The sequence below is a fragment of the Streptomyces sp. NPDC033966 genome (assembly GCF_055575955.1).
In genome coordinates, this window is sequence record NZ_JBVIRQ010000011.1 from 185670 (window position 1) to 204802 (window position 19133).

18 protein-coding genes are annotated in these 19133 nt (G+C 73.4%); 9 read left to right on the forward strand and 9 right to left on the reverse strand.

Going from position 1 to position 19133, the window contains the following annotated elements; all coding sequences use genetic code 11:
• The first annotated feature begins 3 nt into the window (after positions 1–3).
• From ACZ518_RS28780 to ACZ518_RS28790, 3 genes are read left to right on the forward strand one after another with little or no spacing between them, the layout of a single operon-like run.
• Positions 4–291 (forward strand): acyl carrier protein, encoded by a 288-nt coding sequence (locus ACZ518_RS28780; protein WP_469115919.1) that lies wholly within the window; start codon positions 4–6, stop codon positions 289–291.
• Positions 288–1580, forward strand: coding sequence for an ATP-grasp domain-containing protein (locus ACZ518_RS28785; RefSeq protein ID WP_469115920.1), 1293 nt, complete (start codon positions 288–290; stop codon positions 1578–1580). Before ACZ518_RS28780 ends, ACZ518_RS28785 begins: the two co-directional genes overlap by 4 nt.
• Positions 1577–2872 carry an MFS transporter gene (locus ACZ518_RS28790; protein WP_469115921.1) on the forward strand — a complete coding sequence of 432 codons (1296 nt, stop codon included), beginning with the start codon at positions 1577–1579 and terminating at the stop codon, positions 2870–2872. The genes ACZ518_RS28785 and ACZ518_RS28790 overlap by 4 nt, the downstream gene beginning before the upstream one ends.
• A gap of 25 nt (positions 2873–2897) precedes the next feature.
• On the opposite strand, the gene ACZ518_RS28795 is transcribed toward ACZ518_RS28790, so the two are convergent.
• Positions 2898–3200, reverse strand: a complete 303-nt coding sequence (locus tag ACZ518_RS28795) for a hypothetical protein (RefSeq protein WP_469115922.1) — start codon at positions 3198–3200, stop codon at positions 2898–2900.
• Positions 3201–3456: 256 nt separating this feature from the next.
• Between ACZ518_RS28795 and ACZ518_RS28800 the strand changes: the two genes are divergently transcribed.
• The 4 genes from ACZ518_RS28800 (at position 3457) to ACZ518_RS28815 (ending at position 7412) form a co-directional block, all read left to right on the forward strand.
• Complete coding sequence (locus ACZ518_RS28800) at positions 3457–4401, forward strand: CAP domain-containing protein (protein ID WP_469115923.1); 945 nt, start codon at positions 3457–3459, stop codon at positions 4399–4401.
• Positions 4402–4553: 152 nt separating this feature from the next.
• Positions 4554–5108, forward strand: a complete 555-nt coding sequence (locus ACZ518_RS28805; protein ID WP_469115924.1) for a hypothetical protein — start codon at positions 4554–4556, stop codon at positions 5106–5108.
• Positions 5109–5301: 193 nt separating this feature from the next.
• Positions 5302–6027, forward strand: coding sequence for a response regulator transcription factor (locus ACZ518_RS28810; RefSeq protein WP_469115925.1), 726 nt, complete (start codon positions 5302–5304; stop codon positions 6025–6027).
• Positions 6024–7412 carry a HAMP domain-containing sensor histidine kinase gene (locus ACZ518_RS28815; protein ID WP_469115926.1) on the forward strand — a complete coding sequence of 463 codons (1389 nt, stop codon included), beginning with the start codon at positions 6024–6026 and terminating at the stop codon, positions 7410–7412. Before ACZ518_RS28810 ends, ACZ518_RS28815 begins: the two co-directional genes overlap by 4 nt.
• Before the next feature lie 132 nt (positions 7413–7544).
• Here the strand turns inward: ACZ518_RS28815 and ACZ518_RS28820 are convergent, their stop codons facing one another.
• Positions 7545–8309 carry an SMI1/KNR4 family protein gene (locus ACZ518_RS28820; RefSeq protein ID WP_469115927.1) on the reverse strand — a complete coding sequence of 255 codons (765 nt, stop codon included), beginning with the start codon at positions 8307–8309 and terminating at the stop codon, positions 7545–7547.
• 165 nt (positions 8310–8474) lie between these two features.
• Between ACZ518_RS28820 and ACZ518_RS28825 the strand changes: the two genes are divergently transcribed.
• The gene (locus ACZ518_RS28825) at positions 8475–10013 is read left to right on the forward strand and encodes an FAD-dependent oxidoreductase (protein ID WP_469115928.1); all 1539 of its coding nucleotides are present in this window, start codon (positions 8475–8477) and stop codon (positions 10011–10013) included.
• A 131-nt stretch (positions 10014–10144) separates the two neighbouring features.
• Here the strand turns inward: ACZ518_RS28825 and ACZ518_RS28830 are convergent, their stop codons facing one another.
• Positions 10145–11974 carry a vWA domain-containing protein gene (locus ACZ518_RS28830; protein WP_469115929.1) on the reverse strand — a complete coding sequence of 610 codons (1830 nt, stop codon included), beginning with the start codon at positions 11972–11974 and terminating at the stop codon, positions 10145–10147.
• Entirely contained in the window at positions 11971–13032 is a 1062-nt protein-coding gene (locus ACZ518_RS28835) for an ATP-binding protein (RefSeq protein ID WP_469115930.1), read from the reverse strand. Before ACZ518_RS28835 ends, ACZ518_RS28830 begins: the two co-directional genes overlap by 4 nt.
• Before the next feature lie 263 nt (positions 13033–13295).
• On the opposite strand from ACZ518_RS28835, the gene ACZ518_RS28840 reads away from it, so the two are divergent.
• Positions 13296–13856, forward strand: a complete 561-nt coding sequence (locus ACZ518_RS28840) for a DUF6817 domain-containing protein (RefSeq protein WP_469115931.1) — start codon at positions 13296–13298, stop codon at positions 13854–13856.
• A gap of 151 nt (positions 13857–14007) precedes the next feature.
• On the opposite strand, the gene ACZ518_RS28845 is transcribed toward ACZ518_RS28840, so the two are convergent.
• The 5 genes from ACZ518_RS28845 to ACZ518_RS28865 all read right to left on the reverse strand — a co-directional run bounded on the left by ACZ518_RS28845 (position 14008) and on the right by ACZ518_RS28865 (position 19075).
• Positions 14008–14466, reverse strand: a complete 459-nt coding sequence (locus tag ACZ518_RS28845) for a hypothetical protein (protein WP_469115932.1) — start codon at positions 14464–14466, stop codon at positions 14008–14010.
• An 83-nt stretch (positions 14467–14549) separates the two neighbouring features.
• Positions 14550–15257: an SDR family oxidoreductase gene (locus ACZ518_RS28850; protein WP_469115933.1), complete on the reverse strand. Its 708-nt coding sequence runs from the start codon at positions 15255–15257 to the stop codon at positions 14550–14552.
• Between the two features lie 251 nt (positions 15258–15508).
• Positions 15509–17404 (reverse strand): SMI1/KNR4 family protein, encoded by a 1896-nt coding sequence (locus ACZ518_RS28855; RefSeq protein ID WP_469115934.1) that lies wholly within the window; start codon positions 17402–17404, stop codon positions 15509–15511.
• Between the two features lie 98 nt (positions 17405–17502).
• Positions 17503–18456 (reverse strand): hypothetical protein, encoded by a 954-nt coding sequence (locus ACZ518_RS28860; RefSeq protein ID WP_469115935.1) that lies wholly within the window; start codon positions 18454–18456, stop codon positions 17503–17505.
• 85 nt (positions 18457–18541) lie between these two features.
• Positions 18542–19075, reverse strand: a complete 534-nt coding sequence (locus ACZ518_RS28865; protein ID WP_469116008.1) for a hypothetical protein — start codon at positions 19073–19075, stop codon at positions 18542–18544.
• Between the last annotated feature and the right edge of the window lie 58 nt (positions 19076–19133).

Sequence of the window (19133 nt, forward strand, 5' to 3'; positions counted from 1 at the left end):
CCCATGAACGACCCCCGTACGGCAGCCCTCACCGCCGAGCTGATCGACCTGTGGCAGCAGGTCCTCGGCGTGGACGGCATCGGACCGGACGACGACTTCTTCGACCTCGGCGGCAGTTCCATCACCGCGATCCGGATGGCCCCCCTGATGGGCGAGCGTCTCGGCGTCGAACCGGAGCTCACCCTCCTCTTCGACCACCCGACCCCCGCCGAACTGGCCGCCGCCCTGGCACCGCAGGTCGGGGACCTTCCCGTCCCGGCCTCCGCGGGCGGTCGGGGCCCGGGCGCATGACGGCCCGCCACGTGGTGATCGTCGACCCGTACTCCTCGGGCGCGAAACTGCCCGGCCTGCTGCGCCGGGCGGGCCTGGTTCCGGTCGGGGTCACCTCGTACCCCGTTCCGCCGCCCGTCTACACCACCGCCTTCCGTCCGCAGGACTTCGAGGTCCTGCTGGCGGCGGACTCCGACGACCCCGCACCCCTCATCGCCCGACTCGCCGCGCTGGAGCCGGTCGCCGTCCTCGCCGGAGCGGAGAGCGGCGTCCTGCTGGCCGACCGGCTGGCGGCCGCGCTCACCCCCGGCCTCGCCAACGACCCCGCCCTCGCCCGGGCCCGCCGCCACAAGGGCCTGATGGCCGACGCCCTCGCGGCGGCCGGGGTCCCCGCGATCCGCTCCGCCTCCGTACGCGGCGCCGACGAGGCCTGGGAATGGGTGCGTGACCGCGCCCTCGAAGGCCGGGACCTGGTCGTCAAACCCGCGCTGTCCGGCGGCACCGAGGACGTCACCCTGGTACCGGCCGCCGGCGAGGACCGCCTGCGCACGGTGGTCGAGCACCTGCTGCGACGGGTGAACGTGCTGGGCCTGCCCAACGACGAGGTGGTGGTGCAGGAGCGGATCACCGGAACCGAGTACGTCGTCGACACCTTCAGCCACGGCGGCCGGCACACCGTCACCGACATCTGCCGCTACGGCAAGACCGCCAACGCGGGAAGCTTCGCGGTGTACGAGAGCGTCGAGTTCCTGCCGTACGACATGCCCGGCCACGCCGAGCTGGTGGCCTACGTCGAACGCGCCCTGGACGCCCTCGGAGTGCGCTTCGGGCTCGCCCACAGCGAGGTCATGCTCACCCCCGACGGGCCCCGCCTGATCGAGACCGGCGTCCGGCCCCCCGGCGCCGGGCTGCCCGCCCTCGCCGAACTCGCCACCGGCGAGAACGGACTCGACCGGCTCACCCGCTGGCTGGCCGACGGCGCCGACCCGCGTCCGGACTACCGGCTGCTGTGGCCCGTCGCCGCCGTCTACGCCATCGCCCCCGTCAGCGGCGCCATCGGCAACCTGGACGCCTACCGGCGGGCACTCGGCCTGCCGAGCTGCCGGCACCTCCACCTGGGGGTCACCGAAGGCGACTTCGTACCCGCCACCACCGACCTGCTCTCCACCCTGCGGCTCGGCTGGGCGGTCCTCGCCCACCCCGACCCGCACCAGCTCCAGCGCGACCGGCTCGCCTTCCGGGAGCTGGAGCGCGAGGTCCGCTTCACCGACGCCACGACCGGCCCGAACCTTGAGGTGACCCCCCGATGACCCCACCCCCACCGAGCACGGCGGGCCCCACGGCTCCGGCCGCCACGAGTCTGACCCGCGACCGGGGCTTCCGCAGCCTGTGGGGCGCACAGACCCTGTGCCAGCTGGGCGTGCAGACCACCGAGATCACCCTGCCGCTGGTCGCCGTCCTCGCACTGGACGCGACACCGTTCGAGGTCGGCGCGCTCGCCTCGTTCCAGATGGTCGCGTTCCTGCTGATCGGCCTGCCGGCCGGCGCCTGGATGGACCGGGTGCGCAAACGGCCGGTGATGGTCGCCGCGAGCCTGGGCCGGGCGGCGCTGCTGGCCTCCGTTCCCGTCGCCGGGTGGCTCGGCGTACTCACCGTGGCCCAGATGTTCGGCGTCGCGTTCGGCCTCGGCATATGCACCGTCTTCTTCGAGACCGCCTACCAGAGCTACCTCCCCTCCCTGGTCGGACCGGAGCGGCTGCTGGAGGGCAACGCGAAGCTGGAGTCCAGCCGCTCGGTCAGCCAGGTGGCCGGCCCGAGCGCCGGAGGCTGGCTGGCACAGTGGCTCACCGCACCCACCGCCGTCGTCGTCAACGCCGCCGGCTTCCTGGCCGCGGCCCTGCTGCTGTGGCGCATCGACGACACCGAGGCCCGGCCCGCACCCGCCACCGCCCGGCCCGGGATCCCCGGCGAGATCCGGCAGGGCCTGAGCCTGGTGTTCGGCAACCGCGTACTGCGCGCGATCACCCTCAGCGGTGCGGTGTTCAACCTGTCCTGGGCGGTCACCTCCGCGATGCTGGTGCTCTTCCTCCAGCGCGACCTCGGCCTGTCCGCCGGCGCCATCGGCCTCTTCTTCGCCGTGGCGGGCCTCGCGGCCGTCGGCGGCAGCGCCCTGGTCCGGCCGGCCACCGCGCGCCTCGGCGTCGGCCCGGCGATGTGGCTCGGCTCCGCCGCTGTGGGCCTGCTGGGACTCCTCGTCCCCCTCGCCGACCACGGGTGGCGGTTCTGGCTGGCGGGCGCGGCGTTCGCGGTCCTCAACGCGGGACTGATGATCGTGAACGTCAACAGCATGAGCTGCCGTCAGCAACTGTGCCCAACCGAGATGCTGGGCCGGATGAGCGCCACCATCCGCTTCGTGATGTGGGGCGTCCTCCCCATCGGCGGCGTCCTGGGCGGCCTGCTGGCCGAAGCCCTCGGCGTACGCGCCGCCCTGTGGGCGGCGGCCCTGACCGCCCTGCTGGCCTTCGTACCGCTGGCCCTCTCCCCGCTGCGCACCGACGAGCGCTGGCAGCGGCCGGCGCGGCAGGACGGGCGGGCCGCGTGACCGGAGCCCGGCCGCGGCGGTCGGATCAGCGGCGGTAGAGCCAGCCGGCGACGGCGTGGCCGATGAGGAGGTAGGCCACGGCGGCGATGCCGTGGCCGACCACCACCTGGACCCATTCGCGGCCGAAGGTGAACAGGTCGTAGGACCAGCCGGCGAGCCAGCTCGCGACGTCGTGGACGAGGTCGACCAGGCCGTTGGCCTGGTTCGCCTCCAACAGGTAGAGCAGGATCCAGAGTCCGATCACGAAGGCGAGCACGTCCGCCACCAGCGCGACGGCCCGGCCTGCCTGACTGCTTCCTCGGGTATGTGCTCGCGTGTGAGTGCTCATGGAGCGCGTGTTGCCGGGTACGGGCGGCGTAAACCCGGTGGGGGAGCAGGACGCGCCCGTCAGGTTTCCGGGGCGAGTCGAGTTTCCGGGGCGAGTCGAGGGGATTGTCCGGCTCGCCCCCATGGGTTCCCTGCGACCTCCCTGCGGGCTTCCTTAAGGGAGTCTGAAGTGGCCGTCCTGGCCGCCCTTTCGGCTGATCACCGACCTAAGCTCGGCGGAGCCCCCTCTTCCCCTTCCCCTGTGAGGTGTTACCGGCATGAGCCGCAACCGAACTCCCGAAGCGTCGCCCCGTACCGAGGCACGGCGGAGGAAGGCGGTGCGCACCCGCATCGTGCTCGGGGTCACCGCGGCGGCCGCGGCGGTTGCGGTCGGGGTGGCGGTGGCCGACTCCGGCGGTGACACCCGTACGGACCGGCGGGCCGGCACGGCCGGTTCGAAGGCCGGCTCCGGGACCTCGGGCGCGGCCGACGGCGTCGGCACCGCCTCCGCCACCACGGGTTCCCCCGCGCCCACCGCCGGCGCGTCGGCCTCGGCCACGGCGAGCGCGAGCCCCTCCGGGGCGTCCGCCGCCACGTCGGGATCCCCCACTCCTGCGAAGCCGGAGGCGGGGGGTGATGCGGGCGACACGGGCGGCTCCGGCTCGGCGCCGGCCCCGGCCGGAAAGCCCGCGGGCAAGCCCGCCACGGCCACGGGCGGCGGCTCGGGCTCCGGCTCGGGCTCCGGCTCGGGCGGATCCGGCGGATCGCGTGGCTCCGGCGGATCGGGCGGCTCCGGCGGCTCGGGTGCCGGGACGGGCTCCGGCGGCGGGACCGCCGACGCCGACGCCGAGTCCGCGGTCCTCTCGCTGGTCAACAAGGAGCGGGCGGCCGCCGGGTGCGGCCCGCTGAGCGTGAACGCCAAGCTGAGCAACGCCGCCCGTGCGTACAGCGACACGATGGCCCGCAGCGGCGTCATGTCCCACACCGGTCCCGACGGGTCCACCATGACCAGCCGCGTGGAGGCGGCCGGGTACGCCTGGTCCGGCCTCGGCGAGAACATAGCCCGCGGCCAGGCCGACGCCACCGCGGTCATGAAGGCGTGGATGAACAGCTCCGGCCACCGGGCGAACATCCTCAACTGCTCCTTCAAGGAGATCGGCATAGGCGTCCACAAGGGCGACGGCGGCCCGTGGTGGACGCAGGACTTCGGCAGCCCGAGGTAGTCCGGCCCAGTCCCGGCCTCCTTCCCCGTACGCCCCCCCAGCGCCCCCGTCCTCCGGCCCGTCCACGGGTACGGAGGACGTCGGCGTTCCCGGAACCGGAACGAAGGGGGAGGCGGTGACGCAGCCGCCCGCGCGTCGGCCACTATGGGGCGGTGCCCCGTATTCCGCGATACCTGCTCATATGGCTGTCGTGCACCGCCGCCAGCGTGACTGCCGTGCTCGCCACGGTCCAGTTCGTGGTCGGGACGACCCGGCACACGCCCCCGGTCGCGCGGTCCGCCCCGACGGTCATCGACACGCCGCCGGCCTGGACGGCGGGGAGCCCCTCGCCGGCAGTGCAGTCACCGAGCCCGTCCGCGAGCGCCTCCCCGAGCACTTCGCCGAAGCCGTCCTCCGCGGCCCCGACCCCCGCCAAGGCCACCTCGGCAGCCCCGCGGAACGAAGACACGGAGGACGCCGTCGACTGCCGGCAGGGCGGCGCGGGCCTGCACACCGTCCCCGCACAGGGCGGCAAGGCCACCGTGCGGTACGGCAGCCGGGGCGTGTGCCTGATCTCCGCGATCCCCGGCCCCGGCTTCAAGGTCACCACCGCGCAGACGGCGGACGACACCCTCACGGTCACGTTCACCGGCGCCGGCCACGAGTCGGTCATCACGGCCACGATCACCCCCTCGGCCAAGGCCTCGGTCCGCGAGACCTCCTTCTGAGAGCGACCGCACCGGCCCCCCCCCGCCGCAGCTCATCACCCCTCACCACCGCCGAGGACCACGTCCGTTCCGTCCGGGTTCCGGTCACCCGCCCGCTCCGCCGCGCCCGCGACGGCCGGACGGTCCGCGCAGACCCGTACGCCTGCGCATCACCGGCGACGGCCCGGTGTTCGACGCCCCCTAGAGTGTCCGCATGCCGAGCGTCCTGGTCGTGGAAGACGACCCCAGCATCCGCCAGTCACTGATCGAGGTCCTGGCGGAGCACGGGTACGCCGTGCGCAGCGTCGGCGACGGGTTCGGCGCACTGCGCGAGGTCACCCAGACACCCGTCGACGCGGTGGTCCTCGACCTGGGACTGCCCGATCTGGACGGCGGGGACGCGTTGCGCATGATCCGCGGCATATCGTCCGTGCCCGTGCTGGTGGCCACCGCCCGCGACGACGAGGCGGAGATCATCAAGCTGCTCAACGCGGGCGCCGACGACTACCTGGTCAAGCCGTTCTCCGGGGGGCAGCTCATCGCGCGCCTCTCGGCCGTCCTGCGACGCACCAGCCACGTGCCGCCCGCCGCCGGCGCCGCGGCCGGGGCCCCGGTGGCGCCGGCGCCCGAGCCGCTGCGCCCCACGACCGTGGGCGAGCTGGCGGTGGACCCGGGGGCGCGCACCGCCCACCTGGCGGGCCGGGAGCTGCGGCTGACGCGGCGGGAGTTCGACCTGCTGGCGTTCCTGGCGCAGCACACCGGCCAGGTCGTCTCCAAACGCCGGCTGCTGACCGAGGTGTGGCGGGAGCCGTACGTGGACGACCAGACCGTCGACGTGCACCTGTCGTCCCTGCGCCGCAAGCTCGGTGAACGCGCGGCGGCTCCGCGCTACCTGCTGACGGTGCGGGGCGTCGGCATCAAGCTGGTGGCCCCGCGGTGAGACGCTCGCTGGCCGGAGTGGCACTCGCCGTGACCTCCATGGTCGCCCTCTCCTTCCTCATACCCCTGGCCGCCCTGGTGATGTCGCTGGTCAGAGAACAGGGCGTCAACGCGGCCGAGCAGCAGGCGGCCGCCCTGGCGCCGGTGCTCACGCTCACCACGGACCCGGCCGCCCTGCGGGAGTCGGCGGCGAGCCTGGACGCGGAGGAGCGCCTGGTCGTCCACCTCCCGTACGACGGCGCCCCCGTCCCGTCCCGGGCCCCCGCGGCCCTGCTCGAACGGGCGCAGCGGGGCCGGGAGTCCATCTCGCAGGAGATCCCGGACGGCTGGATCTGCCTGCAGCCGGTGGTGCTCGCCGACGACCGGGTCGCGGTGATCGAGAACTTCGTCCCCGAGGCGGAACTGACCCGCGGGGTCACAGAGTCCTGGGCGGTCATGGCCTTCCTCGCCGTGGGGCTGATCGCCGGTTCGGTGCTGGTGGCCGACCGTCTCGGCGCGAAGGTCGTACGGTCCTCCAGGCGGCTGGCGCAGGCCTCGCACGCCCTCGGCCAGGGCGATCTGGAAACCCGCGTCGACCCCATGGGCCCCAGGGAACTGCGGGACGCGGGCGTCGCCTTCAACGCGATGGCCCACCGGATGACGGAGCTCCTCGCCGTCGAGCGCGAGCTGGTCGCGGACCTGTCCCACCGGCTCCGCACTCCGCTGACCGCCCTCCACCTGGCCTCCGAACGCATGGCCGGTACGCCCGAGTCGGCCAGGGTCGAGGCGGCCGTCGCCGAACTGGAGGCGGAGCTGCGGGCCATCATCGCGGCGGCGCGCACCCCGCTCGCCGTGGGCCCGATGGGGCAGGGCATGCTCGGGACGGAAGCCGCCCCGGGCCACCCGGCCACCGCCCCGCGCTGCGAGGCCGCCGAGGTCGTGCGCCGCCGTACGGCCTTCTGGTCGGTGCTCGCGGAGCAGCAGAACCGCTCCTGCGCCCTGGACCTCACCCAGGAGCCCACGGCCGTCGGCCTCTGCGACGACGACATCGCCGCCGTGGTGGACGCGCTCATCGGCAACATCTTCCGCCATACGCCGCCCGGGACCCCCTTCGGCGTCCAGGTCGTGCGCACGGCCCAGGCCGTGGAACTGGTCGTGGAGGACGGCGGCCCGGGCATCCCCGAGCCGGACCTCGCCCTCTCGCGCGGCAGCAGCACCGGCTCCACGGGACTGGGGCTCGACATCGCGCAGCGGGCGGCGAGCGCCACGGGCGGCTCGATGCACATCGGCACCGGACCCCTCGGCGGGGCCCGCATCACCGTGACCTTCACCCTGGCCGCCGCACCCCCGTCCACCCGCAGACCGCGCATCTCCCGCCGCCGCCCCCTCCGCGCGCGCCGCCCGTAGCCCGTGTTCCGGACCCGCGCGACTCAGGACGGCACCGAGCTTCACGTCGTCCACGTCGAGGACAAGCGGGGCTCGGCAGCCCCGGAGCGAGTATCCGGGCTTCACCGCCTGTGGTCGCCGGGGCGTATCGGCTCAAGGTTCCGCCGACCTCCGAGACGAGGTTGGTGACGGTCCTGTCGTGGTGGCCGAGGGCCGGGCGGCCACAGGTGCGGGGGCTTGGAGGACCACGTGACGGCTCGCTGAGGCCTGGGCCCTGTCTCTTTGACGGGTAGGGGGAACTGGTGCCGGAGGAGGAGGCGTCGGCGAGTACCGGGCCGTGGCCCGGGGGCCCCACGGGGCGCTCGCGGCGATCGCCGGGGAGGTCAGTCCCAGCGCGCGGTTGTCCTTGCCGTCGCGCATGTGATCGAGCCACCGTTCGTACCAGCCGAGGAAGTCCTGTGCGGAGGAGACGTTCGGAGGCCAGAAGCCGGCCCCGTTGCCGGTGACCACACGGCCGGTGAGGGGACCGGTCACTCCGATGAGGCACAGATCGCTGCAGCCCATCTCGATGATGTGGAGGAACAGGTCACCCTGCATCGCGTCCGGGTGGTCCACGTGGGTGAACCCCCTCGGGCTGCCGTCCGCCGGCTTCCGGTTCATCGTGAACAGCCGGCACTCGTCCAGCGGAAGAAGACCGTAGAAGGGGCCGGCGCCGCTGCCCCCGAGTCCGATGAGAAACGCCCGGTAGGCCGCAGGCAGGACGATGCGGTGCTCCGCCTCGAAGGCGTCGGCTTCCGAAGGGCTGATACGTGGGCCCAGGCGGAACTGGTGGCGCTCCCCGCACACGGAGTGGCTGCGTTGCGCCTGGTACGGAATCTTGGCCAGCTTGGAGCGTATGCGGGTGATGCGGGAGTCCATCGGAGGATCTCTTCTCTCGTCTCCGAGACCCTACCGTCGCTCCGGCAGAGGCACACACCGTCGGTGGCTTGTCGGGGCTGTCGGTGCGATGTCGGTGGGGGCCGGCACCTTTGAGATGTCCGGCCGGGTGCCCATCCGGCAGGACGTTCGAGGAGGGGATCTCTGATGCACGACGTTGTGATCGTGGGAGCCGGTCCGGTCGGTCTGGCCCTTGCCTGCGAGCTCGGCCTCGCGGGCTGTTCCGTACTGGTGCTCGAACGGGAGGCGGAGCTCGGCTCCCCGTTACGGGCGGCCCCGCTGGGGAGGCGGGGGCTGTCCGCCGCGTCGGTCGAGGCGTTCTACCGCCGGGGAATGCTGGAACCGCTGCTGGCGGCGTCCGGCGTTCAGGAGGTTGAGGAGGTGTTCGGTGCGGCGCCCGAGGCGCGCGCGCCGTCACGCCCCCGGCTCTTCGGCCACTTCGCCGGCATGATGCTCGACGGGGACCAGGTCGACTTCGCCGCCCTGCCGTTCCGGCTTCCCAGCCCGGCACCCGATTCCTTGATGGCGGACCTCGCGGCGGTCGAGACGGTGCTGTCCGAGCAGGCGGCCAAGCTCGGCGTGGACATCAGGCGCGACGTCACGGTCTCGGCCGTCTCCCAGGACGGGGAGAGCGTGGTCGCACGAGCCGGCGCGGACGCGTACGAGGCGCGCTGGCTCGTCGGCTGCGACGGCGGCCGCAGTACGGTGCGCAGGCTCACGGGCTTCGAATTCGTCGGGACCGAGCCGCAGTTCACCGGCTACACCATGCAAGCCGCTCTCGCCGATCCCGAGAAGCTGCGCCCCGGCTTCCACCTGACGCCGACGGGCATGTACATCCGGATGCCTGCCGACGGGCACATCGCGATGATGGACTTCGACGGCGGTGCGTTCGATCGCTCGCAGCCGCCCACCCGCGACCATCTCCAGGCCGTTCTGCGCCGCGTGTCCGGTACCGACGTGACCATCGGCGAGGTCCACGTCGCGTCGAGCTTCACCGACCGGGCGATGCAGACGACGGCCTACCGGCGAGGCCGCGTCCTGCTCGCGGGCGACGCCGCCCACATCCACTCCCCGCTGGGAGGCCAGGGGCTGAACACCGGCATCGGCGACGCCATGAACCTGGGGTGGAAGCTCGCGGCGACCGTGCGCGGGTCCGCGCCGGACGGGCTCCTCGACACCTACGCCGCCGAGCGCCGTCCGATCGGTGCGGCGGTGCTCGACTGGTCGCGCGCCCAGGTGGCGACCATGAGGCCGGACCCGTACGCCCAGGCGATCCAGGCCGTGGTCCGCGCTCTCATAGGGACCCGTGACGGAGCGACCTACGTGTTCCAGCGCCTTTCGGGATCGTGGATCCGTTACGACCTCGGCGGCGAGCATCCGCTGGTCGGCCGCAGCGCCCCTGACTTCTGTCTTGAGGACGGCACTGGCCTCGGTGGCCTCATGGAGGACGGACGGGGGGTCCTGCTCGACTTCAGCACCGACCGACGCCTGCACGCTTCGGCGGCGGGCTGGGAGGGCCGGATACGCTACGCGGCCGGGGCCGCGAGGAACGACCTCGGTGCGGGTGCCGTGCTGGTGCGGCCCGACGGCGTGGTCGCCTGGGCAGGGGACCGTCACCCGGACGGGGAAGCGTTCGAGCGGGCCGCGAGCCGTTGGTTCGGCGGACGCGGGCGGTTGACCGGCTGACGGAAGCGCTGGGCGTCCCGCTCGCGGGGACCGCCGGCGGGCGTCCAGGCGGGGTGGTGTGCGGTGGATCACCGGGGCGGCGGGCGCGGGACGGGCGGCGGTCAGGTCAGGTCAGATCAGGTCAGGTCAGGTCAGGTCAGGCGGAAGACCGGGCCCTTCGGCGTGAAGGGGAGACCGGCGCCCTGGGGGATCAGGTAGGCGTGTTCGCGGCGGATCCGCAGGGTGTCGCACCAGCCGTCGGTGATCACCAGGAGCGGCGCCGCGGGCGGGAAGTCCTCGGCGCGCTGGAGCAGGTCGATGCCCGGCTGGAGCACCGTGCCGCCCCGGCCGCGGACCCGGACCCGGCCCGCGATCTCGGCCGGCGGGACGTAGCCCGCGTCGTACGGTGCCGCGTCGCAGAACACGACCCGCGCCGCCGGTACGTCGCGGGCCTCGGCGTACGAGGCGATCGCGCCCAGCGCCTTGCCCAGCAGGGCGGCGTTCATCGACCCGGAGGTGTCGAGCACCACGCCGAAGGTGCAGCGGGCGGTCTCCTCGGGCGGGAAGTACCGGCCCGCGCGCGGGATGTCGGGGGTCGAGGCCTGGCGGCGCGCCGGGCGGGCGTAGGACCGTACGGCCTCCGGCCTCGGCACGTACTCGTCGAACCAGCGGGCGAGCCGGGCGTCCCAGGGCACCGGCGGGTGGGCCAGGGCCCGGATCGCCTGGACGAGCCCGGCGGGCAGCAGGCCGCGCCCGTCGCGGACGTGCAGGTCGAAGCCCTGGACGAGGCCGCGCTGGTAGAACTCGTCGAGATCCGCGTACGGACGCCCCGCGCCGTGCGCGAGGGGCTCGCCCAGGATGTCCCCGGCGCCCTTGCCGCGCAGGGTGGCGAGCCGCCGCATCCGGCGCAGGTCGGTGGCGATCCGGTCGTACACCTCCTCGACGGAGAGCCCGCGCAGCGCAGGGTCGTGCAGCAGCCCCTCGGGCATGCTGCCGATCCGCATCTCCACGAGCCAGTCGTTGACGACGTAGTCCGCGGCGACGTTGTGCAGGTACGGGTCGCGGCCGCCGCGGCGCTCACCGTGGCGCAGGGCGGCGTGCAGCATCTCGTGGGCGAGGATGAACCGCCACTCGTCGTCCTCGAAGGTGCGCAGCGGGTTGATGTAGATCTCCCCGGCGGTGGCGCTGACGGCGGCGACGGAGATGTCCTGGGCGCGGGCCAGCTCGGCGTCCGCGACGACGGTCAGACCGGCGGCGAGCCCGCCGAGCAGCGGGTACGAGGACACGAACCAGTTCAGGGCCCGGTCCCAGGGGCGCTGTGCCACGCGTTCGCCGGTGGTCCGGTCACGGCGGCCGCCGGCCACGTCCATGGCGGCGGAGACGCTGCGGGTCAGGGCGGCGGCGAAGGCGGTCTGCCAGTCGGGGACGGCGGTGCCCCGGTTCCGCCAGGTGGTCAGGACCTGGTCGGGGCCGTGCCCGGCGGTGCCGCAGTGCTCGTAGGCGGGCGGGATGCCGTCGCGGCGCCAGCGGGCGGCGAGCTCGTCCTCGTCGCCGCCGGGGTACTCGGCGGGCAGGTGGTCGGGGGCGCGGCCGACGGGGAAGGTCAGCAGGAAGCGGTTGACGACCGCGCAGCGGGCGGCGAGGTCGAAGGGGTCCGGCTGGGTGCGGTTCTCGTCCTTGGCGGCCGGCACGTGGCCGAAGCCGAGGTGGAGCAGGGCGTGGGCGATCGCCCACGCCCACTCGCGGGGTTCGGCCCGCCGGGTGGGGTGGACGTGGACGACGCCGTTGGAGGTGACGGTGGCCAGGCCCCCGTCCGGGGACTGAGGGCAGGCGGCCTCGCGGCAGACCGTGCCGTCGAGGGCACTGAGGGCCGGGTTGTGCTTGACGAGGGCCAGGCCCTCGGCGAAGGCCTGGCCGGCCGGGTCGGGCTTGGCTGCGGCCTTCGCGGCGGCCTTCGCCCGGGCCTTGCCGCTCCGGCTCACCGGCGGGCCTCGACCAGGCGGGGCATGTCGCGTGCGGCCTCGATCAGGAACCATCCGGGCAGCACGGGCAGGCCGTCGGCGTCGTCGGCGATGACGGTCTGCGCGACCTCGACGGAGATCTCGGCGAGCTGGACGAGCAGCGACTTGAAGCGGTGGGTGTGCTGGCGCAGGGCGGGCGAGACGTGTTCCTTCTGCGCCGGGAGTTCCTTGAGCAGGCGGCCCCGGAAGGCCTCCGCGAGGTAGTAGAGCAGGTCGCGGTCCTGGAGCCGGGCGGGCCAGGAGGCGTCGCCCTTCAGGATGGCCTCGATGCCGAAGGTGTGGCGGACGATCTTGGCGTAGCCGCAGAAGGAGACGGCGTGCGCGGGAGTGAGGGTGCCGTGGGCGACCACCCTGAGGGTCTGCTCGTCCAGCTCCGCGCCGAAGGAGTGCAGGGCGTCGGAGAGCATGTGCCAGGAGCGCGGGGTGGAGAAGGGCTCCTCGGTCTTGGGCGGCTGCGACCAGAGGTGGTCGGGGCGGTCGGTGAGGTAGTCGGTGACCCACGGGTGGATGCCGTGCTCGCCGGCCCACACCAGCCAGTCCTGGGCGGACGCCTGGAGGTGGACGTGGGTGAGGCGGTTGACCAGGGCGGAGGCGATGGGCCGGGCCAGCGCGTTGTCCGTGGCGCGGTTGCCCGCGCCGATGACGATGGAGCCGGCGGGCAGTTCGTAGGAGCCGATCCGGCGGTCGAGGATCAGGGAGTAGAAGGCCTTCTGGACGTCCGGGCCCGCGGCGTTGAGCTCGTCGAGGAACAGGCAGTACGGCTCGTCGCGGGCGATGGCCTCGGGCGGGCAGAAGACGGAGCGGCCGTCGCGGATCTGGGGTACGCCGATCAGGTCCTCGGGGGCGAGCTGCGTGCCGAGGAGGCTGACGCACTCCAGGCCCAGGGAGTCGGCGAACTTCCTTACGAGCGAGGACTTCCCGATGCCGGGCGCCCCCCAGAGGAAAACGGGCCGCACGGTGGCGAGGCCGAGCAGCAGTTCGGGGATCTGGGCGGGGGTGACGGTGACGGCAGCCTGCACGGGCGGGGACGTCCTTCGGGGTGGGGCGGTGTGTGGTGCGGCCAGTGTGGTCACACAGCACACCGCCTGGCATCCGGTTTTCCCGTGGGCGGTGCGTTGGTCCGGGCGTTCCCCCTCGCCGAGAGGGGAACGGTACCGGCGGACCTCCTCGGCGACCCCTCATCGGATCCGGCCGGACATCTGATGACGTTCTCCAGGACCGCGGGCTGTCCGTATGCCGGTCCCGGTGTACGCCGACGCGGGGATCTCGTCATCATGGGCCCATGATGCACAGCGACGACCAGCGCCCCGATTCGCCGGCGATAGCCCTGCTCAAGGAGGTGGGAGCGGAGACGGCCAAGCACTCCGGCGGCACGCTCCTGACCCACCTGCTGCGCGTCGAGGCGCTGCTCGCCGCGTGGGGCGCGCGGCCCGCACTGCAGACCGCGGCACTGTGCCACGCCTTCTACGGCACCGACGGGCTGCCGTTGGTACTCCTGGAGCTGTCCGAGCGCGACCGCCTGGCCGGGGCGATCGGCACGCAGGCGGAGGAGCTCGTGTACTTCTACGCCAGCTGCGACCGCAAGGCCTCCTACCCCAGCCTCGCCGCACCGGACGGGACGGTCGTGACCTTCCGGGACCGGTTCACCGGTGAGGAGTTCACGCCGTCCCTGCGGCAGCGTCGCGACTTCGCCGAGCTCACGGTGGCCAACGAGCTGGACCTGGCCAGGGTGAACGCGTCCTTCCGCGAGCGCAACGGGGCGGCTCTGCTGGAGTTGTTCACGCGCTGGGCGCCCCTCCTGTCGGAGGCGGCCCGTCGCGAGGTGACCGCTGTCCTCGGCTGACCGCGGGGGTCCTCGGCTGACGGCGCGCCGTCGGCAGGATCCATGCACCGGCGTGTGATGTGACCCGGGGATCGGGAGCGAGCACCAGAGCGGTCCCGGCCAATCCGGTGGACCGCGGGCCGCGTTCAGGGCGTCGGGGACGGAGCGGCCGTCAGTCCTTGAGCTTGTATTCGCACAGCCCGGCCGACTTGCCGCCCTGGTTGTCGGCGACCTGCTTGCCGTCGACCTTGATGGTGCACGGGGCGGGCACGAGCATCCCGTCCGAGCCCTTGACCGAGCCCGGCACCACGGACACGGTGACGCCGACCGAGAGCTCGGCGCCCTCCAGCTGCATGGACTCCGTCTTCGTCCAGGGCAGCGTCACCTGGTCGAAGTGGTTGGAGTTCCCGTTCCACATGACCGGGGCCGGACCCGTGCCGCCCACCTCGAAGACCACCTGGTGGGGAACGCCCTTCTTCCTCGTCGCCGAGCCCTTCGCGCCGCCGCTCGACGAGGCGCTCGGAGAGGCGGCCTCCTCGGACGGGCCGGCGTCCTTCTTCGCGCTTCCGCACCCGGTCAGCAGCGCGGCCGCTGCGAGCAGGCTGACAGTGAGAGTCGTCGTCTTGCGCATGTGCGTACGTCCCCGTGGATTGGCTCCGGTACTTGACCGTAGAAGACCGTAGACCACGGCAAGGGCCGGTGCGGGACGCGGGTCTACCAGGCGAGGGGCTTCCCGTCCCGGAAGAAGCCGCCGGTGGGTCCGGAGTCGGGAAGGGTGGCGGCCCAGACGACGCCGGCGGCGCCTTCCCCGACGGGTCCACCGCCCGGCCCGCCCATGTCGGTCGCGATCCAGCCCGGGCAGACGGCGTTGACGAGGATCCGGTCGGCGCGCAGTTCGTCGGCGAGCTTGCGGGTGAGGGCGTTGAGGGCCGCCTTCGAGACCCCGTAGGCGGGGGTGCCGCCCGACATGACCTCCAGGGATCCGGACTCGCTGGAGACGTTCACCAGGCGGGGGTGGGGCGAGCGGCGCAGCAGCGGCAGGAACGCCTGCGCGGTCCGCCAGGGGCCGAAGAGGTTGGTCCGCAGCGTGCGGTCGACCTCGTCGAGGTCGACGGAGACGGCGCGCCGGGAGGTGTCGTAGTTGACGGCGGCGTTGTTGACGAGGACGTCGAGGCGCCCGAACTGGGCCTCGACGCTGCGGGCGAGGGCGCGGACACCGTCGTCCTCGGTGACGTCCAGCTGCCGTGGCAGGAGCGCGCCGGGTACGCCGGGGGCCAGGCCGGCGGCGGCCTGTTCGGCATCCGCCAGGCGGCGGGCGCACAGCAGGACGGTGTGGCCGAGCGCGGCGAGCTGGCGCGCGGTCTCCAGGCCGATTCCGCGGTTGGCGCCGGTGACGAGTGATACCGGCGTGATCGTGCTCATGACTTCTCCTTGGCGCGACGGACGTGATCCGGTCAGCACGTTATGCCGTGACCCCGGACGCGTGGATCGGACCCGAGTCGCAGCCGGGCTAGGGCCCCGGACGTAGTCCTCACGGACCACGGCGACCGCCCCTGCCCGCCGTCCACGGCTGCCGTCGCATCTCCCGGTGTGCTGGAACGGGCCCCCTTGAGTCACACGTCGCGCATCCGCCCGGGAGCGGCCCTGGCCGTGGTACCCAGCGGTGCCTCCGGTCAGGCCCGGTGCCAGGTGAAGCGGATGCAGGCGTACGACTCGCCCTCGCGGGGTGCCCGGGCCCAGGAACGGGTGGTGAGGGTGGGGAGACTGCCCTGGGTCAGGGCGAAGCGGGGGAGCGACAGACCCAGCCCGGAGTGGAGGGCTTCCAGTACGCGCAGCTCGTTGTCCAAGGGGGTGTCGTCCGGCCGGAACAGCCGGGCGGGGTCCAGGGCCCCGGGTATCGCCCCGGAGCGCCGGACCTCACCACCGCGCACGGTGAAGGCGTAGACCTCCACGCCCCGCTCCGCCACCGACAGGTGGAAGGCGGCCGGGTGGCCGCCCGGGGACGAGTGCCTCGGCTCGCGCCACACCACGACCGCGCGGCCGTGCGCGGAGGCGGCCACGGCCGGGGACACGAACCGCTCGTTCAGATGGGGGGAGTCGCCGTCGAAGGCGAAGGCCCACCCCTGGGCGGTACGGCCGACGGCGACGGCGGCCCGGTCCTCCCACGGCTCCACCCCCTCGCGCTCATGGTGCCGGGACGCCCGCCAGGACGCGTGCCGGTCCGTGAGTACGCCGAATCCGGCTCCTTCCTCACCGATCAGGGCGGGGAGGCGGTCCGGGTCGACCCCCTCGACCCACACGCAGCGGAATCCGTCGAGCGGCCTGCGGCCGGCCGCGGGCTCCACCAGCCAGCGGAGCCCAGGCGGGTCGAGATCGTCAACCGGCGCGGGAGCGGGGCCCGTTTCCCCTGACCGCGGTGTCGCGAGGACCTCCCGCCCCCGCTCCGGGGTGACCAGCGGACCCAGCACCGGATCGGCCAGCAGCCCGATCGGGGCGATCAGCGAGGGCCCGGGGGACTCCCACAGCGGGAGGGCGCCCCGCAGGACCCCCCACGCCGAGTCGGTCGCCCCCCAGCGGGCCGCTTCCCGGGCCCGCGCGACGGCCCGCCCCCAGGCCCCGGGAGGCGCGTAGCGGTGGGTGCCGTCGCGCATCGCGCCCAGCAACTCCTGGGCGGCCTCGCGGTCGACGCCCCGCGCGGCCATCATCCCGAGCCAGTGGTCGTCACCGCCCAGCCGCCATTCGCCCCGGGCCGACGCCATGGCCTGCACGGGCAGGACCTCGGGCACGTAGCGCGGGTCGGCCGCGAGATCGCCGTAGTCCAGGGAGCTGTACTGCCCCGGCATCTGGCGGAGCTGGTGCAGCAGGACGCCGCTCCGCGGCCGCCCGAAGGAGAACGCCTCCTCCAGCAGGGGCACCGCCTCTTCGTAGCGTCCCCGCAGGGTGAGCAGCCGGGCCTCCTCGACACGGGCGTCCTGGGCGCGGGTGGTCGCGTTCACGAACCCGGGGCCCACCCGGGTGGAGTGGAAGCCGCGGTACATGGCCTCCATGTAGGCGCGGAACGACGGGTAGCGGTCCGGCAGCTCACCGCCCCACCCCTTGTAGAGGTAGAGCGCCCACTCCCCGTCCTGGTCCCTGTCGCCGGGGTCGAGCAGGGCGTACGACATGTCGGAGTCCGTCTCCAGCCGCAGCGCGCGCCGCCACATCCCGGCGAGCAGGACCTCCTCCTCACTCGGGTCGTCGCCCAGGTTCTCCTCGTACAGCGGGGCCATGTCGAACGGATCCCGGAACCAGTCGATGTCCGTGGTACCGCCGAGCTGGTAGACCCCGGCCATCTGCTCCACGTACCACCCGTCACTCACCGCCAGGAACTCCCGGTACGAGGGCGGCAGCCGACGCCCCAGGCGCGCCTCGGCCGCGCGGATCGCCGCCTCGTCCGCCGCGGGCCTGCCCAGCCGGAAGGGGCCCGCCGAGCCGTCCTCCTCAGGGCCGTCGTGCGGATCCCTGCGCGGAACCCACTCCTCCTGCCACCGGCCCAGGAACGCATGCCAGTTGAACGCATCGTCACTCATGGGCGGATGGTGTCACCCGCCACTGACACCGCCACCGCCACTGACACTGACACCGCCACCGACACCGCCGGCGACCGGTCCGGGCGGCGGGGCCGCCTTCACCGCCCCCGGGAGTCCATCGCCCGCAGCCGAGCCTCGGCTTCGGCGACGGCCCGCCCCGACTCCTCGGTCACCCGTCCGTCCACGTCGACCGTCGGGCAGTCCATGACCATGACGGCGAGGTCGTTGAGTTCCACCATCGCCTGCACCTCGGCGCGCTGACGGGAGTCGTACCGGGTGAAGTCCTCGCAGGATTCGACCAGCGTGGTGAACGACGGCAGCCGTCCGGCCATCTCGGACCGGATGGCCTGCAGGACGCGCCGCACGTCCGTGTTCCGCTCGTGCAGCGCGAGTGCCGCGTCCTTCGACTCGCGCTCGCACCGCTCCAGTTCCCGGGCCCTCTCCTGTTGGCCGTGGGCGAGTGTCTGGACCTGGCACATCACGATGGTTTCCCGAGTGAGGTCGGCCACCGTCGTGTGGATGCCGGACAGCACCTGCATTCCGGCCGCCATCCGCCCGCCGGCCGTGGCGCCGGCCATGTCGCCGAACCGGGCGAGCGTGGCGCTGCGGGCGGCCGCCCCGGTCAGCCCCCTGATCGCCCTGCCGGTGGAGGCGGAGCAGAACGTCCGCACGACACGGTAGGAACCTGCCGCGGCAGCGCGGCCGGCGAGGGGCGGGGCCACCACCAGCAGCGCACCGCCCGCCAGTACGCCGACGACGGCGGCGGCCTTCACGGCGGTGTCGCGCGGCCGCCGGGGGGCGAGGGCCGTCCCGTCGCCCGCTGTCGGCCTCCCGATCACGGCCGGCTCGACCGGATCGGCGTGCTCGAGTCGCTGGAAGACGTCACGGAAGGGGACGAGGGCCTCGTCGTAGAGGGCCTGCCGTGCCCTCCCCAGGGCGGCGTTCTCCTCGGCGTTCCGCTGCTCGGCCTCCAGCAGACGCCTGCGGCTCCGCCGGTTCGCCGTCGCGAGCCTGACGGTGTCGACCACGTCGACCGCCACGTCGATTCCCACGTTGCCCCCCTCGTACTCGGTGCGGAGATCCTAGTGCCGCACCAGGCCGTTCCGCCGCGTTATGGCGTGAGCGGCGGGCTCGGGCTCACATGAGGACCGACGGCTCGGAGCGGCTGCATCCGTACCGGCCGGTCATGTCGTACTCGTGGCTGACCAGGACGACCGTGCGGCAGACGGAGCAGACGGTGCGCGTCGCGGGGTTCACCCGCAGGACGTACGTGTTCTCCAGCGCCAGGACGGCGTCGACGGTCTCCCTTCCGTGTTCGCGGATGCCCTGCTCGATGAACTCGAAGGCGCCGTACTGGGCTCCGCACGCGCAGTCGATGCGGTTGGAGTAGGCGGGCCCGATGTCCTTGACCCCCAGGTTCGAGGTGATCCTCTTCCGCTCCTCGCGCGATACGGGTTCCATGCCCCGGTCCTTGATCCGTTGCGGGCTCCAGTACCACGATCTGAACGCGTCGGCCTGCTTCCGGGACAGGTAGAAGGTCATCGACCTGCCGGCCTTCAGGGCATCCTGTACAGCCGCCACGACCGCGCTGTCGTCTGCCGACACGACGACCTTGCCCTCGCCGACCATGGCATCGATCCTGGCGAACGAGCTGCTGTCCATGCTGTTCATGCTGTTCACGGGGACGTCCTTCCAGAGGGGGCTCTCGGGTGCTCCGGCCCCCGCGCTC

Excerpts from the sequence above, each read along its gene's own strand:
- ACZ518_RS28865 (WP_469116008.1), bottom strand. The coding sequence starts at position 19,075 with ATGAACAGCATGGACAGCAGCTCGTTCGCCAGGATCGATGCCATGGTC.
- ACZ518_RS28850 (WP_469115933.1), bottom strand. The coding sequence starts at position 15,257 with ATGAGCACGATCACGCCGGTATCACTCGTCACCGGCGCCAACCGCGGA.
- ACZ518_RS28840 (WP_469115931.1), top strand. The coding sequence starts at position 13,296 with ATGATGCACAGCGACGACCAGCGCCCCGATTCGCCGGCGATAGCCCTG.
- ACZ518_RS28790 (WP_469115921.1), top strand. The coding sequence starts at position 1,577 with ATGACCCCACCCCCACCGAGCACGGCGGGCCCCACGGCTCCGGCCGCC.
- ACZ518_RS28810 (WP_469115925.1), top strand. The coding sequence starts at position 5,302 with ATGCCGAGCGTCCTGGTCGTGGAAGACGACCCCAGCATCCGCCAGTCA.
- ACZ518_RS28795 (WP_469115922.1), bottom strand. The coding sequence starts at position 3,200 with ATGAGCACTCACACGCGAGCACATACCCGAGGAAGCAGTCAGGCAGGC.
- ACZ518_RS28820 (WP_469115927.1), bottom strand. The coding sequence starts at position 8,309 with ATGGACTCCCGCATCACCCGCATACGCTCCAAGCTGGCCAAGATTCCG.
- ACZ518_RS28855 (WP_469115934.1), bottom strand. The coding sequence starts at position 17,404 with ATGAGTGACGATGCGTTCAACTGGCATGCGTTCCTGGGCCGGTGGCAG.
- ACZ518_RS28780 (WP_469115919.1), top strand. The coding sequence starts at position 4 with ATGAACGACCCCCGTACGGCAGCCCTCACCGCCGAGCTGATCGACCTG.
- ACZ518_RS28800 (WP_469115923.1), top strand. The coding sequence starts at position 3,457 with ATGAGCCGCAACCGAACTCCCGAAGCGTCGCCCCGTACCGAGGCACGG.
- ACZ518_RS28845 (WP_469115932.1), bottom strand. The coding sequence starts at position 14,466 with ATGCGCAAGACGACGACTCTCACTGTCAGCCTGCTCGCAGCGGCCGCG.
- ACZ518_RS28785 (WP_469115920.1), top strand. The coding sequence starts at position 288 with ATGACGGCCCGCCACGTGGTGATCGTCGACCCGTACTCCTCGGGCGCG.
- ACZ518_RS28825 (WP_469115928.1), top strand. The coding sequence starts at position 8,475 with ATGCACGACGTTGTGATCGTGGGAGCCGGTCCGGTCGGTCTGGCCCTT.